General features: G+C 67.4%; 12 protein-coding genes. 3 read left to right on the top strand and 9 right to left on the bottom strand.

Features of this window, described 5'->3' with window-relative positions; all coding sequences use genetic code 11:
* Positions 1–9 precede the first annotated feature (9 nt).
* Together JHD80_RS17550 and JHD80_RS17545 are read left to right on the top strand one after the other, a co-directional pair.
* Entirely contained in the window at positions 10–1,260 is a 1,251-nt protein-coding gene (locus tag JHD80_RS17550; protein ID WP_199089895.1) for an MFS transporter, read from the top strand.
* Between the two features lie 171 nt (positions 1,261–1,431).
* Positions 1,432–1,911, top strand: a complete 480-nt coding sequence (locus JHD80_RS17545) for a VOC family protein (protein WP_199089894.1) — start codon at positions 1,432–1,434, stop codon at positions 1,909–1,911.
* 2 nt (positions 1,912–1,913) lie between these two features.
* Here JHD80_RS17545 and murD read toward each other — a convergent pair whose 3' ends face one another.
* From murD to JHD80_RS17500, 9 genes are all read right to left on the bottom strand, one after another.
* Positions 1,914–3,347, bottom strand: a complete 1,434-nt coding sequence (murD, locus tag JHD80_RS17540) for a UDP-N-acetylmuramoyl-L-alanine--D-glutamate ligase (protein ID WP_199089892.1) — start codon at positions 3,345–3,347, stop codon at positions 1,914–1,916.
* A 10-nt stretch (positions 3,348–3,357) separates the two neighbouring features.
* Positions 3,358–4,440, bottom strand: coding sequence for a phospho-N-acetylmuramoyl-pentapeptide-transferase (gene mraY, locus JHD80_RS17535; protein ID WP_199089890.1), 1,083 nt, complete (start codon positions 4,438–4,440; stop codon positions 3,358–3,360).
* A 20-nt stretch (positions 4,441–4,460) separates the two neighbouring features.
* Positions 4,461–5,885, bottom strand: coding sequence for a UDP-N-acetylmuramoylalanyl-D-glutamyl-2,6-diaminopimelate--D-alanyl-D-alanine ligase (locus JHD80_RS17530; RefSeq protein WP_199089888.1), 1,425 nt, complete (start codon positions 5,883–5,885; stop codon positions 4,461–4,463).
* Positions 5,885–7,336 (bottom strand): UDP-N-acetylmuramoyl-L-alanyl-D-glutamate--2,6-diaminopimelate ligase, encoded by a 1,452-nt coding sequence (locus JHD80_RS17525; protein WP_199089886.1) that lies wholly within the window; start codon positions 7,334–7,336, stop codon positions 5,885–5,887. The genes JHD80_RS17530 and JHD80_RS17525 overlap by 1 nt, the downstream gene beginning before the upstream one ends.
* A 28-nt stretch (positions 7,337–7,364) precedes the next feature.
* On the bottom strand, positions 7,365–9,092 hold the full coding sequence (locus JHD80_RS17520; protein ID WP_199089924.1) for a peptidoglycan D,D-transpeptidase FtsI family protein: 1,728 nt from the start codon (positions 9,090–9,092) through the stop codon (positions 7,365–7,367).
* Positions 9,093–9,139: 47 nt separating this feature from the next.
* On the bottom strand, positions 9,140–9,526 hold the full coding sequence (ftsL, locus tag JHD80_RS17515; RefSeq protein ID WP_199089884.1) for a cell division protein FtsL: 387 nt from the start codon (positions 9,524–9,526) through the stop codon (positions 9,140–9,142).
* Between the two features lie 2 nt (positions 9,527–9,528).
* Positions 9,529–10,569: a 16S rRNA (cytosine(1402)-N(4))-methyltransferase RsmH gene (gene rsmH / locus JHD80_RS17510; RefSeq protein ID WP_199089882.1), complete on the bottom strand. Its 1,041-nt coding sequence runs from the start codon at positions 10,567–10,569 to the stop codon at positions 9,529–9,531.
* Positions 10,566–11,042: a division/cell wall cluster transcriptional repressor MraZ gene (locus tag JHD80_RS17505; RefSeq protein WP_199089880.1), complete on the bottom strand. Its 477-nt coding sequence runs from the start codon at positions 11,040–11,042 to the stop codon at positions 10,566–10,568. Before JHD80_RS17505 ends, rsmH begins: the two co-directional genes overlap by 4 nt.
* 557 nt (positions 11,043–11,599) lie before the next feature.
* Entirely contained in the window at positions 11,600–12,034 is a 435-nt protein-coding gene (locus JHD80_RS17500; protein ID WP_465246532.1) for a MarR family winged helix-turn-helix transcriptional regulator, read from the bottom strand.
* 179 nt (positions 12,035–12,213) lie between these two features.
* Between JHD80_RS17500 and JHD80_RS17495 the strand changes: the two genes are divergently transcribed.
* The gene (locus JHD80_RS17495; RefSeq protein WP_199089878.1) at positions 12,214–12,636 is read left to right on the top strand and encodes an organic hydroperoxide resistance protein; all 423 of its coding nucleotides are present in this window, start codon (positions 12,214–12,216) and stop codon (positions 12,634–12,636) included.
* The last annotated feature ends 244 nt before the right edge of the window (positions 12,637–12,880 follow it).

Below are 12,880 nucleotides of genomic sequence, written 5' to 3'. Positions count from 1 at the left end.
CGAAAGCCGATGACCAGAACCACCGCCGCCGCCTCACCCATACCATCTGCGGAGCCGGCTCCGACCAGCATCTCCATCTGGACCGTCCTGACGGTCGCCGTCGCAACCCAGACCGCCGGCTCCGTGGTTTCGCAGGGCGTCTACATCCTCGTGCCCTTCTGGCGCGATGCCTTCGGCGTCTCGTTGGCCTCGGCCTCGCTGGCGGTGACGCTGATGAATGGCGCCCAGATCGCGACGATCTACGGCATCGGCCGGGCGATCGACCGCTATGGCGAGCGTGTCGTCGTCGGGCTCGCCATGCTGGCCATGGCCGCCGCGATGGTGGCCGCCTCCTTCGCGACGGAGCTGACCGGCCTGTTGCTCTGCATGGCCGCCCTCGGCGGCACCTATGCTGCCGTGCAGCCGGGCGGCACGCGGGCGATCATGCGCTGGTTCCCGCCGCGCCATCGCGCATTGGCGACGGGTTTCCGGCAGGCGGCCGTCCCGCTGGGCACGATGATCGCGGCGGCGCTGCTGCCGCTCATCGCCGCGCAGGCCGGCTTGTCGGCAGCCGCCTGGTTCAGCGCTGGCGTTTCCGTGCTCGGCAGCCTGCTGTTCCTGCTGTTCTATCGCGAGGGCGGACAGGCCGCGCCCGGAGCCAGGCGCGAGGAGCCGCTGAAGCTCGGCGCCCTGATCCGAACCGTCGGGAAGAACCCGCAATTCTGGCCGGTGCTCCGGCTGGGCATCGCGATGTCGGCCTTCCAGTTCACCTTCACCGCCCATGCCATCGGCTATATGGGCGGCGCGCTCGGCCTCGGCCTCGTCGGCGCGGCCAGCTTGTTCGCCCTGGCGCAGCTTGCCGGCATCCCCGGTCGCGTCGGCCTGCCCTGGCTCTGCGACCGGCTCTGGCCCGGACATCGCCCGCGTGCCTTCGCCGCCATCGCACTGATCGGGACCGTGATCGTCATGATCTTCGCCGCCTTGCCGCTCGGCGCCCCGGCCTGGCTCACGGCGACCGTCCTCGTCGCCTTCGGCCTGTTCGGGATCGGCTGGTTCCCGCTCTACCTGCTCGAGATCGCGGAGATGGCGCCGTCGACCTCGATCGCCTCGACGGTCAGCTTCGCCTCGACACTCTGTCTGATTGCGATGGCGCTCGGCCCCTGGCTCTTCGGCCTCGTCACCGACCAGTTCGGCTATTCCGCCGCCTGGGCCCTGTTGGTCGCCCCGGTCATCGTCACGGCGCTGCCGCTGGCCATTCGAACAGCGCAGTCCGAGCGCTAGAAGTTGCGACTGGCGACGTCAAAGATGGCGGGTCGGACCTCACGCCCGCCATCTCCTCGCCTCGACGACCCTGCAGCTTGATCGAGCTGCCGCGGCCACTCCTGACACGAATTGTCGTGCCCATGCGGGGAGTTTCGCGGCGCACCCGTCTCGACAGCGAAAGGACTGACCATGGCCGTCGCCAAGAACACGATCTGCCTGTGGTACGACAAGGATGCCGAGGCCGCTGCCCGCTTCTATGCCGAAACCTTCCCGGACAGCGCGGTGAAGGAGGTCTTCCGCGCACCGACCGATTTTCCGTCGGGCAAGGCCGGCGACGCGCTGACGGTCACCTTCACGGTGCTCGGCATCCCCTGCCTCGGCCTCAATGGCGGGCCGATGTTCAAGCACAGCGAGGCCTTCTCGTTCCAGATCGCCACCGAGGACCAGGAGGAAACGGATCGTTACTGGAACGCCATCGTCGGCAATGGCGGCAAGGAAAGCGATTGCGGCTGGTGCAAGGACAAATGGGGTCTGTCCTGGCAGATCACCCCGCGCGCGCTGACCGAAGCGCTCTCGGCCGGCGGCGAGGAATCGAAGCGCGCCTTCGCCGCGATGATGACGATGCAGAAGATCGACGTCGCCAAGATCGAGGCAGCCCGGCGGGGTTGAAACTAGCGCTTCCCGCCGAAGGGCTCGAAGCCCGGCAGTTCTGAGACCAGCTTGCGGAACGCGTCGCCGCGCACCTCGAAATTCGGGAACTGGTCGAAGGAGGCGCAGGCCGGTGAGAGCAGCACCGCGATCTCGCCCTCGCCCGGCGCCGCCAGCGCATCGCGCGTCGCATCCGCCACGGCCTTGTCGAGCGTGACGCTGCGCTCGTAACTGACGCGCCCGTCATCGTCGAAGGTCGCGGCGAAGAGGTCGCTCGCCGCGCCGATCAGGTAGGCCCGCGCGATGTTCGGGAAATAGCGGCGCAAGCTCTCGATGCCACCGTCCTTGGCCTTGCCGCCGAGGATCCAGAAGATGCCGTGAAAGGAGGTCAGCGCCTTCTCGGTGGAATCGGCATTGGTCGCCTTGGAATCGTTGATGAAGACGACGCGGCCGATCCGGCCGAGTTCTTCCATGCGGTGCGCCAGGCCCGGATAGGTCTTGAAGCCGGCCGCGATCTCTTCCGCGGTGAGGCCCAAAGCCGAGCAGGCGGCAAAGGCCGCTGCCGCGTTCTGCGCATTGTGCGAGCCGCGTAGGCTACCGATCCCGGCGAGATTGGCGACGACCTTTGGCTTGCCGTCCTTCACTTCGACGATGCGCGTATCGAGCCGGCCCTGATTGGCGGTGACGCCTGCGAAGACGCCCTCATCCAGCGGCTGCTCGCCGCTGATCCTTACAAGCCGGCGGCCTCCAGCGGCGCGACGGCGCGCCATCTGCTTCGAGGCCTCGTCATCGACGCCGACCACCGCGATATCGGCCGCAGCAACAAGCCGCTCCTTGATCGCGGCGTAGTTCTCCAGCGAACCGTGGCGGTCGAGATGATCCGGCGTCAGGTTCATCTGGATGCCGACGGTCGGCGCGAGCGAAGGCGCGAGGTCGATCTGGTAGCTCGAGCACTCGATGACATGGATGCGGTTAGCGGCCGGCGGCTCCAGCGCCAGCACGGCAGTGCCGATATTGCCGCCCATCTGCACGTCGCGGCCAGCCTCCTTCAGCACATGCGCGATCAGCGCGGTCGTGGTCGATTTGCCGTTGGTGCCGGTAATGCAGACGACCGGTGCACCAGGCGCGACCTTCGCGCGCTCCAGGAAGAACAACTCGACATCGCCGATGATCGCGACGCCGGCAGCCTTGGCCTTGCCGACCGTCCAGTGCGGCTCGGGATGGGTCAGCGGCACGCCGGGCGAGAGCACGAAGGCCGCGAAGCCCGACCAATCCACATTCGCCAGATCGACGACGGCGATACCGTCAGTCGCCGCCTTCTCACGGCTCTTTTCGTTGTCGTCCCAGGCTGCGACATCGGCACCGCCCGCCTTGAGCGCGCGCGCCGTGGCAAGCCCGGAGCCGCCGAGGCCGAACAGGGCGACCTTGCGCCCGGCGAAAACGGTGACGGGCGTCATGCGTGCACTCTCAGCGCAGCTTCAGCGTGGCGAGGCCGACCAGCGCGAGCACAACCGAGATGATCCAGAAGCGGATCACGACCTGCGGCTCGGTCCAGCCCAGCTTCTCGAAATGGTGGTGGATCGGCGCCATCAGGAAGACGCGCTTGCCCGTGCGCTTGAACACGAAGACCTGGATGATCACCGAGAGCGCCTCGACGACGAAGAGACCACCGACGATGGCCAGCACGATCTCATGCTTGGTCGCGACCGCGATCGTGCCGAGCAGGCCCCCTAAGCCGAGCGAACCGGTATCGCCCATGAAGATCTGGGCCGGCGGCGCGTTGAACCAGAGGAAGCCGAGGCCGGCGCCGATCACCGCGCCGCAGATCACCGCCAGCTCGCCCGCGCCGGGGATGTGATGGATCTGCAGATAATTGGCGAAGATCGCGTTGCCGACGAGATAGGAGATGAAGCCGAAGGTACCGGCGGCGATCATCACCGGCACGATGGCGAGGCCGTCGAGCCCGTCGGTCAGGTTCACCGAGTTGCCGGCACCGACCACGACGAAGGCGGTGACCAGCGGGAACAGGATGCCGAGCGGGATGATCGCTTCCTTGAGGAAGGGCATCGCGAAGCCCGAACCGATCGCCGGCGGCTGCGTCTGCATGATGAAATAGCAGGCGATCAGCGCGACCACGACCTCGATCGCGATGCGGGCCTTGCCCGAGAAGCCCTTGTGCGACTGCTTGGTGACCTTGAGGAAGTCGTCATAGAAGCCGATGGCGCCGTAAGCCGCGGTAACGCCGAGCACGATCCAGACGTAAGGATTGCGCAGGTTGCCCCAGAGCAGCACGGCGACGAAAAGCCCGGTCAGGATCATCAGCCCGCCCATCGTTGGCGTGCCGCGCTTGGCGAGATGCGATTCCGGTCCGTCTGTGCGGATCGGCTGGCCCTTGCCCTGCTTGATCCTAAGCCAGGAGATGGCCGAGGGACCGAAGAAGAAGACGAAGAGCAGCGCCGTCGCGGTCGCCCCACCTGCGCGGAAGGTGATGTAGCGGAAGACGTTCAGCACCGGGAAGGTGCCGGCGAAGTCGGCGAGCCAGACGAGCATGCTGCGGGTTCTCTTGTAGGTCAGTCTTCGGCAGGCACGGCAGGAAAACGCGCGAGGATCGCCTTGACGATCGGCCCCATGCGCGTGCCCAGCGATCCCTTGACGGTGACGGTGTCGCCGCCGCGGATCGCATCGAGCACGAGCGGCTCCAGCTCGCTCGCGGTTGCGGCATAAGCCCCCCGCATGGCGGAAGGCAAGCTCTCATGAAGCCCTTTCATCAGCGGGCCGCAGGTGAAGACCGTGTCGATCCCGTTCGAAACCAGCGGTTCGGCCAGCCCCCGATGCAGCTCCGGCCCGGTCGCCCCGAGCTCCAGCATGTCGCCGAGCACGGCGATGCGCCGGCCGCGGCCTTCGACCGGCAGGCGCCCGAGATTCTCGATCGCGGCGCGCATCGAGGCCGGGTTGCCGTTATAGCTCTCGTCGAGCAGCGTGATCCTGCCGCCAGGCGCCTGCAGCACCTGCCGCGCGCCGCGCCCGGCCGGCGGCTTGAGGTCGCCCAGCGCCAGCGCGGCCAGCGCGAGATCGGCGCCGAGCGCATGGACGGCTGCCAGCACGGCCAGCGAGTTCAGCACGATATGCTTGCCCGGGCTGCCCAGCCGGTAGGTTACCGGCTCCCCGCAGACGCGGGCCTCGACCGTCGACATGTCGGGCTTCAGCGCGCAGGAGATCAGCTTCACATCGGCATCCGGGCTCTCGCCGAAGGTGATGATCCGCCCGGCCGGTCCTGACTTGGCGATATCGCGCAGCAGTTCCGATTGCGGGATATCGGCGTTGACGATCGCCGTGCCGCCCTTCTCGAGCTCCCAGTAGACCCCCGCCTTTTCTTCGGCGATCCCTTCGAGCGATGCGAAGGCGGCGAGATGCACGGGCTGGATCGTGGTGACGATGGCGACCTGCGGGCGCACCATCCGCGCCAGCGGCACGATCTCGCCGGGGCTGTTCATGCCGATCTCGTAGACGCCATAGGCGACATCGGCAGGTGTGCGCACCAGCGTCAGCGGCACGCCCCAATGATTGTTGTAGGAGGCGACCGGCGCATGGGTCTTGCCCTGGCGCGAGAGCACGAGCCGCAGCGCCTCCTTGGTGCCGGTCTTGCCGACCGAGCCGGTGACCGCGACGATGCCTGCCTTGAGCTCGGCGCGGCGTGCGGTACCCGCATGCTCCATCGCCTTCAGCACGTCCGGCACGACGGCAAGCGCACCTGCTCCTTCGAACTGAGCGGCATGCGCTTCGTCGACCACGGCGAGCGCGGCGCCCTTGTCGAGCGCGGCCTTGACGAAGTCATGCCCGTTGCGGGCCTCGCCAGTGATGGCGAAGAAGACGTCGCCCGGCTCCAGCGTGCGGGTATCGATCGAGGCGCCGGTCACCACGGGTGGCACGGCGCCCTCCGCCCGCGCACGCAGCGCCGCGATCAGCTTGTCTCCGGTCCAGAGCGGGGCGCCCATCACTTGATCTCCGATAGCGCTTTCCGGACCACGTCGTGATCCGAGAAGGGCAGCGTCCGGTCGCCGATGATCTGGCCGGATTCATGGCCTTTTCCGGCCACGACCAGCAAATCCCCAGGCTTCAGCATCCCAACCGCGGCGTTGATCGCTTCCTCGCGGTCGCCGATCTCCCGGAGCTTCGGCGACGCGGCCATGATCTCTGCCCGGATCGTCGCCGGGTCTTCGCTGCGCGGATTGTCGTCGGTGACGATGGCGATATCGGCCTTCTCGGCCGCGATCGCGCCCATCAGCGGGCGCTTGCCCTTGTCACGGTCGCCGCCGCAGCCGAAGACGCAGATCAGCCGACCGGTCGCATAGGGCCGCAGCGTCGTCAGCACCGCGGCAAGCGCATCGGGCTTATGGGCGTAATCGACGACGACGAGCCCGCCATTGGCCTCGCCGATGCGCTCGAGCCGCCCCGCGACGCCCTTCAGGCCGGAGATCGCTCTAAGCGAGGCAGCCTTGTCCTCGCCGGTCGCGATGGCGAGCCCGGCGGCGACCAGCGCATTGCCGGCCATGAAATCGCCGACCAGCGGCAGGTCGACGGAGAGTTCGCGCGCGTCGAAGCCAACGGTCAGCCGCTGCGAGAAGCCGTCGCGCTCGTTGCGCAGCAGCCTCAGCGTCTCGCCCTTGCGGCCGATGCCGATGATCGGATGCCCCGCCTTGGCCGCAGCTTCAGCCGCCTCCTCCGCATAGGGCTCGTCGCGGTTGATCACGACAGGAGCCCCCGCCGGCAGCAGCTCCCAGAGCCTGAGCTTGGCGGCGAGATACTCCTCGACGCTCGGATGGTAGTCCAGATGGTCGCGCCCGAGATTGAGAAAGGCACCGGCGCTCAACCGCACGCCGTCGAGACGGCGCTGGTCGAGCCCGTGCGAGGAGGCCTCCATCGCGAGATGCGTGATGCCCTCGCCGGCAAGCTTGTCGAAGGAGGCGTGCAGCGAGAGCGGGTCCGGCGTCGTCAGCGAGCCGTAATCGGCGCCCTTGGCCGTCACGACGCCGATCGTGCCGACGCTCGCCGATTCATGGCCGAGCGCCTGGAAGATCTGGCGGGTGAAGTCCGCAACCGAGGATTTGCCGCTGGTGCCGGTCACCGCGACGATCGTCTTCGGCTGGCGCGGATGGATCTTGGCCGCCGCCAGCGCCAGCGCGAGGCGGGGATCGTCGACCTGCGCGAAGGCGACGCCGGCCGGCAGGTCGTCGGGGCGCGGGCCGCCCGAAACGACCGCGACCGCACCGTGCGCGACGGCATCCATGATGAAGCGCGCGCCATCGGCCTTGGCGCCGGCCAGCGCGACGAAGACATCGTCACCGGTCACCTTGCGGCTGTCGAAGGCGACGCCATGCACCTGCTGGCTCGCGGCCTCAGCATCGAAAATCTCGGGGAAGAGGTCTCCGAGGCTGTATCCGGTCATGCTCATGGCTTCCGCTTATAGGCCGAGATCAGCGCGAACCCCAGGCGCCGAGCTTCGCCATCAACGGGAACGGCGACGGCGGCGGGTCGAAGCGTGGGTTGAGGCCGAGGATCGGCGCCGCGCGCTCGATCACCTTGCCGGTGGTGACGCCGGCATTCCACGCCGCGGTCGAATAGCCGCCGCTCTCGGCATAGCCCTTCGGCTCGTCATAGATCGCGAGGAACACGTATTTCGGCTTGTCCGAGGGCGCGATCGCCGTGAAGGTCGTGAAGTTCTTGTTCTTGGCGTAGCGGCCGTTGATGACCTTTTCGGCCGTGCCGGTCTTGCCGCCGACGAAATAGCCGGGAATGTCGGCCTTGCGGGCCGAGCCCTTCTCGCCGTTGATGCGCATGATGAAGCGCATCGCTTCCGAGGTTTCCGGCTTGATGACGCGCGTCGAGACCTGGCGCGCCTCCTCCTCGGTCCGCTTCAGGAAGGTCGGCTTCATCAGGTAGCCGCCATTGACCAGCGCGCCCACCGCCGCCAGCGCCTGGAGCGGTGCGACCGCGAGGCCGTGGCCGAAGGCGATGGTCGCCGTGTTGATCTCGCCCCAGCGCTGCGGGACGATCGGGGCGGCGCTTTCCGGCAGCTCGGTCGTCATCCGGTCGAGCTGCATCATCTTCCTGAGGAAGGCCTTATGACCGTCGACGCCGACGGCCAGCGCCATCTTGATCGAGCCCATGTTCGAGGAATGCACGAAGACCTCGGGCACCGTCAGGTTGCGGCCGGTGCCGTGATATTCCTTGATGACCTGGCGGCCGAACCGCATCATTCCGCCCGCGGTCGAGAAGGTCGAGTTGATGTTGACCTTGCCGGAATCGAGCGCCATCGCGATGGTCAGCGCCTTGAAGGTCGAGCCCATCTCGTAGACGCCGACATTCATCCGGTTGATCCGATCCTTCTCCAGCGCGTCGACCGGGTTGTTCGGGTCGAAATCGGGCAGGGAGACCAGCGCGAGCATCTCGCCGGTATTCACATCCATGATCGCGCCGGCGGCGGCGATGGCCTTGAAGCGCTCCATGCCCTTGAACAGCTCGTCGCGCAGCAGATGCTGGACGCGCAGGTCGAGCGACAGCTTGATCGGCTTGAGGTCCGACGCCTCGGTGGCCAACCCGGCGCCGTTCAGGTCCTGCAGACCCTGCGAGTCGATGTATTTCTCCATGCCGGCGATGCCGACATTGTCGATATTGGCGAAGCCGAGCACATGCGCGGCGGCGTTGCCGTTCGGATAGACGCGCTTGTTCTCCGGCACAAAGCCGATGCCGGGAATACCGAGCCGGTGGACTTCGGCCTGCTGGCGCGGCGTGATCTCGCGCTTGACCCAGACGAAGCCCTTCTTGGTGCCGAGCTTCTCGCGCAGGTCCTTAGCGTCGAGATCGGGCAGCACGGCGGTCAGCAGTTCGGTCGCCTCGTCCTTGTCAAGGATGCGGCGCGGTTCGGCGAAGACCGAGACCGTGCGGATATCGGTCGCCAGGACCTCGCCGTTGCGGTCGACGATATCGGGGCGCGCGGCGGAGATGGCGTTGGAGGTGGCGCGGCGCAGGCCGACCTGCTCGTTCGGCAGCGTCGCCAGCATGACGAGCCGGCCGGTGATCGCGAGGAACAGCGCGGAGAAGCCGAGGATGACGAGCCCGACGCGCGGCTCGCTCTTCTCGCCGCTCATGCGGAAGACGTCGCGCAGCCAGGCCAGGCGCCCGCGCTTCACGACCGTCTCCATCGCCTCGGCCTGATGCTCCACCGGTGCCTCCTGATCGATCGACTGGTTCACGGCATGGCTCCCGGCGTGGTCGCGCTCGCCTTGCGGTCCCGCGGCGTCTCGGTCGGCAGCCCCAGGCCGAGATCCTCCAGCTTGCGGCCGATGGCATCGACCTTCGGCCCGCGGTTCGGGATGTCGGAGGGCTTCACCACCTGCGTCACCACGAAGGGCTGCAGGTCGAGATGGCGCTCGGCCAGCATCTGGACGCGATCCGGCCGGTTGAGGAACTGCCACTCGGCCTTGAGCACCTGGATGGCGTCACGCTCGCGCTGGATCTTGCCCTTGAGCTTCTGAAGATGCTCGGTCGCAAGCGTCGTCTCGTATTTGATCGAATAGGCATAGACCGCCGATGAGACCAGCGCGCCGATGGCGATGACATGCAGGAGCTTGATCACGCTCAGGGCCTCCGGCGCGGCTGCGGGTCGGGGACGGTGGAAAGCGCGACGAGGCCGGCATCGGCCCGGCGCGACGGCGCATCGTTGCGCTCGGCGGCCCGCAGCTTGGCCGAGCGCGCCCGCGGATTGGCCCGCATCTCGGCCTCGGACGGCGCGACGGCGCCCTTCGCGACCAGCCTGAAGGTCGGCTGCGCGGCGGCCACAGCCGGCGCATGGCGCGAGCCCGCCGGCACCCGGCCGGAGCGTTCGGCGAAGAACTGCTTGACGATGCGGTCTTCGAGGGAGTGGAAGGTCACGACGACGAGCCGACCGCCCGGCTTCAGCACGGTCTCGGCCGCATGAAGCGCCCGAACGAGCTCGCCGAGCTCGTCATTGACCGCGATGCGCAGCGCCTGGAACACGCGCGTCGCCGGATGCGCTCCGCCCGGCTCGCCCCATACGATCCCGGCGACGAGATCGGCCAGTTGCTTGGTCGTCGTGATCGGCGCCTTGCGGCGGGCCTCGATCACGGCCCGCGCCACGGCGCGCGAGCGACGCTCCTCGCCATAATGGTAGAAGATATTGGCGAGCAGCCCTTCCTCGGCCTCGTTGACGAGATCGGCGGCGCTCTGCCCGGTGCTGCTCATGCGCATGTCGAGCGGCCCGTCGAAGCGGAACGAGAAGCCGCGCTCGGCCTGATCGATCTGCATCGAGGAAACGCCGATATCGAGCACGACGCCGTCGAGCGGCGCCATCTTGAAGCGCTCGGCCTCCTCGGCGAGCTCGCCGAAATTGGCCTGGGACAGGGTCAGGCGCCCGGCCATCGCCGCGACCAGATCGGCCCCGCCGGCAATCGCCGAGGGGTCGCGGTCGAGCCCGAGCAGGGTCACGCCCGGCGCGGCATCGAGGATGGCGCGCGAATAGCCGCCCGCCCCGAAGGTGCCGTCGAGATAGCGCCCCCCCGCCTGCGGCGCGAGCGCATGCAGAACCTCGGCGAGCAACACGGGCACGTGACGAACCGGTCCGCCGATGGCTTCGCCGGAACGGTCGCCATGGTCCGTCATGGGCCCGCCCCTCCCGTTGGAATCGTCAAACTGCCGAGCGTGCGCTTCACGTCGCGCAGGCGCGTCCGCGCCGCGTCGAGATGCGCGCGGAACCGCTCCGGCTCCCAGATCTGGAATTTGTGGCCATGGCCGACGAAGGTCACGGCGTCGCCGATGCCCGCATGCGCCTTCAGCGCCTCGCTCAGCACCATCCGCCCCTCCGTGTCGATCTTCAGCACCTCCGAGGTGCCGTTCAGCGCCGTCGAAAGCAATTCCCACTCGTCCGAGAACGGCGAGAAGCGCGCGAGGATGTCGTCGATCGTGGCCCTCAGCGCGTTGCCGCCGGCATCGAGCGCCGGCAGGTCGAGGCCCTGATGGACATAGAGCCCCTCGTAGCCGTCCTTCGCCAGCACCGACCGGAAACTGGAGGGAATGGAGACGCGCCCCTTGGCGTCGAGCCGGTTCGTGAAATTCGAGACGAAGCGGTCTGTCAACGCCGCCTCCCGGCCTGCTCTTCAGGGCGTCGCCGCTGAGATGCGCAAGCGGCGAACGAACTCCCCGTCGAGGCGGGCAAGGCAGGCCAGCGAGCCAAATTCCGCGCGGCACACGGAGCCTGACCCTTGGTTTGCCTGCCGGCTTCGACGAGATAATTTGGGATAGCATGGGCCTATATGGGCGTCAATGGAATCGCAGGCGCAGCGACGCACCGGCGGGGACTTTCCGCCATCACAGCTCGTTAAGGTTAAGTATCCGTAAGCACGCGCAATTCGGCTTCGCCCGACCCTATGGGCAGGCGGAAATGCGCCTCGGCGCTGGGAAAAAATTTTACGAAAGCGGGGCGTTCTTTTTGATGAGCGCAAAGCATTGCAGCTCGGAAGCCACGCGAAGAGCGCGCACCCTTGTCATTCCGGGGCGCGCCCCAGGCGCGAACGCGGAACCCACGACGGGGTGAGACATATTATGCCGCGTTGTAAGTCGCTCACCCGGCCGTGGATTCCGGGTTCTTAGCGACGCGAAGCCCCGGAATGACAGCCGGGGCGGCTACACGCGCTCAGTCCTCGCGGGAGGACGCCAGCAGCGCATCGCGGACGAGCCCGAGTTGGTCGCGCAACCGGCCTGCATCGCCCGCCGTCCCACCGAGCGCCTGTCCGATCGCTTCCTGCACGCAGCGCCCCTGCCCGCGCAGCCCCTCGCCCTTCTCGGCCAGATGGATGCGTACTTGCCGCTCGTCGCGCGCATCGCGCTCGCGGCGGATCAGGCCGGAGGCTTCGAGCCGCTTCAACAACGGCGTCAGCGTGCCGGAATCGAGCATCAATCGCTCGCCAAGCTCCTTCACGGCGAGCCCGTCCTGCTCCCAGAGCACGAGCATCACGAGATATTGCGGATAGGTCAGTCCGAGCTCGGCAAGGATCGGGCGATAGGCCCGGTTGAAGGCATGGCCGACCTGATAGATCGCGAAGCAGAGCTGCTGCTCCAGGCGCGGCATCCCGTTCTCGGCCTTGTCCTGCTTCGCCATCGCGCCCTCGCCGATCACCTTGCTTCACCGAAGACCGAAAGCGACCTCACAATCAACCGCCTCGGCTCTAGCTCAATTTAATTGTTGACAATCTAATTGCGCACAATCTAAAAGACAAGCATCGCTTCACCCAAGCAAGGAGACCGATCATGAAGACCCTCTACACGGCGCATGGTTCCGCCACCGGCGGCCGCGAAGGCCAGGCCGCGACCGACACCGGCAACGTCAAGCTCGTGCTGAACACGCCCAAGGAACTTGGCGGCGGCGGCGGCGAGGGCACCAATCCCGAGCAGCTCTTCGCGATGGGCTATTCGGCCTGCTTCCTCGGCGCGCTCAAGTTCGTCGCCGGCAAGGAGAAGGTGAAGATTCCGGAAGACGCCAGGGTCTCGGCCGATATCGGTATCGGCCCGCGCGACGACGGCCAGGGCTTTGGCATCACCGCTAAGCTGACCGTCTCGGTCCCCGGCCTCGACAAGGCCACGGTCGAGGACCTCGTCCAGAAGGCCCATGTGGTTTGCCCCTATTCGCATGCGACGAAGGGCAATATCCCGGTCGAATTGACGGTGGCCTGAACCCGCCATGGCGCACCTTCCCTTCTCCCCTTGCGGGAGAAGGTGGCAGCGCGGAGCGCTGCCGGATGAGGGGTCTCGCGACACTTCGCGGGAAGACCCCCGAAACGCGACGATGCAGCCCTGCGCGACCCCTCATCCGCCCCTTCGGGGCACCTCCCCCCGCAAGGGGAGAAGGAAGAGCCGCGCGGTTCCAGCGCCTTCACGACGGTCGAGGTGCCAGTCGGCCTGTAAGCCGGGTTCTGGA

Source organism: Allobosea sp. ASV33 (assembly GCF_016428755.1).
GTDB lineage: Bacteria > Pseudomonadota > Alphaproteobacteria > Rhizobiales > Beijerinckiaceae > Allobosea.
This window is presented reverse-complemented; position numbering and strand designations above follow the sequence as displayed.

Coding starts and splice junctions, on each gene's coding strand:
- JHD80_RS17550 (WP_199089895.1), top strand. CDS start 10: ATGACCAGAACCACCGCCGCCGCCTCACCCATACCATCTGCGGAGCCG.
- JHD80_RS17545 (WP_199089894.1), top strand. CDS start 1,432: ATGGCCGTCGCCAAGAACACGATCTGCCTGTGGTACGACAAGGATGCC.
- murD (WP_199089892.1), bottom strand. CDS start 3,347: ATGACGCCCGTCACCGTTTTCGCCGGGCGCAAGGTCGCCCTGTTCGGC.
- mraY (WP_199089890.1), bottom strand. CDS start 4,440: ATGCTCGTCTGGCTCGCCGACTTCGCCGGCACCTTCCCGGTGCTGAAC.
- JHD80_RS17530 (WP_199089888.1), bottom strand. CDS start 5,885: ATGGGCGCCCCGCTCTGGACCGGAGACAAGCTGATCGCGGCGCTGCGT.
- JHD80_RS17525 (WP_199089886.1), bottom strand. CDS start 7,336: ATGACCGGATACAGCCTCGGAGACCTCTTCCCCGAGATTTTCGATGCT.
- JHD80_RS17520 (WP_199089924.1), bottom strand. CDS start 9,092: ATGGAGACGGTCGTGAAGCGCGGGCGCCTGGCCTGGCTGCGCGACGTC.
- rsmH (WP_199089882.1), bottom strand. CDS start 10,569: ATGACGGACCATGGCGACCGTTCCGGCGAAGCCATCGGCGGACCGGTT.
- JHD80_RS17500 (WP_465246532.1), bottom strand. CDS start 12,034: ATGCCGCGCCTGGAGCAGCAGCTCTGCTTCGCGATCTATCAGGTCGGC.
- JHD80_RS17495 (WP_199089878.1), top strand. CDS start 12,214: ATGAAGACCCTCTACACGGCGCATGGTTCCGCCACCGGCGGCCGCGAA.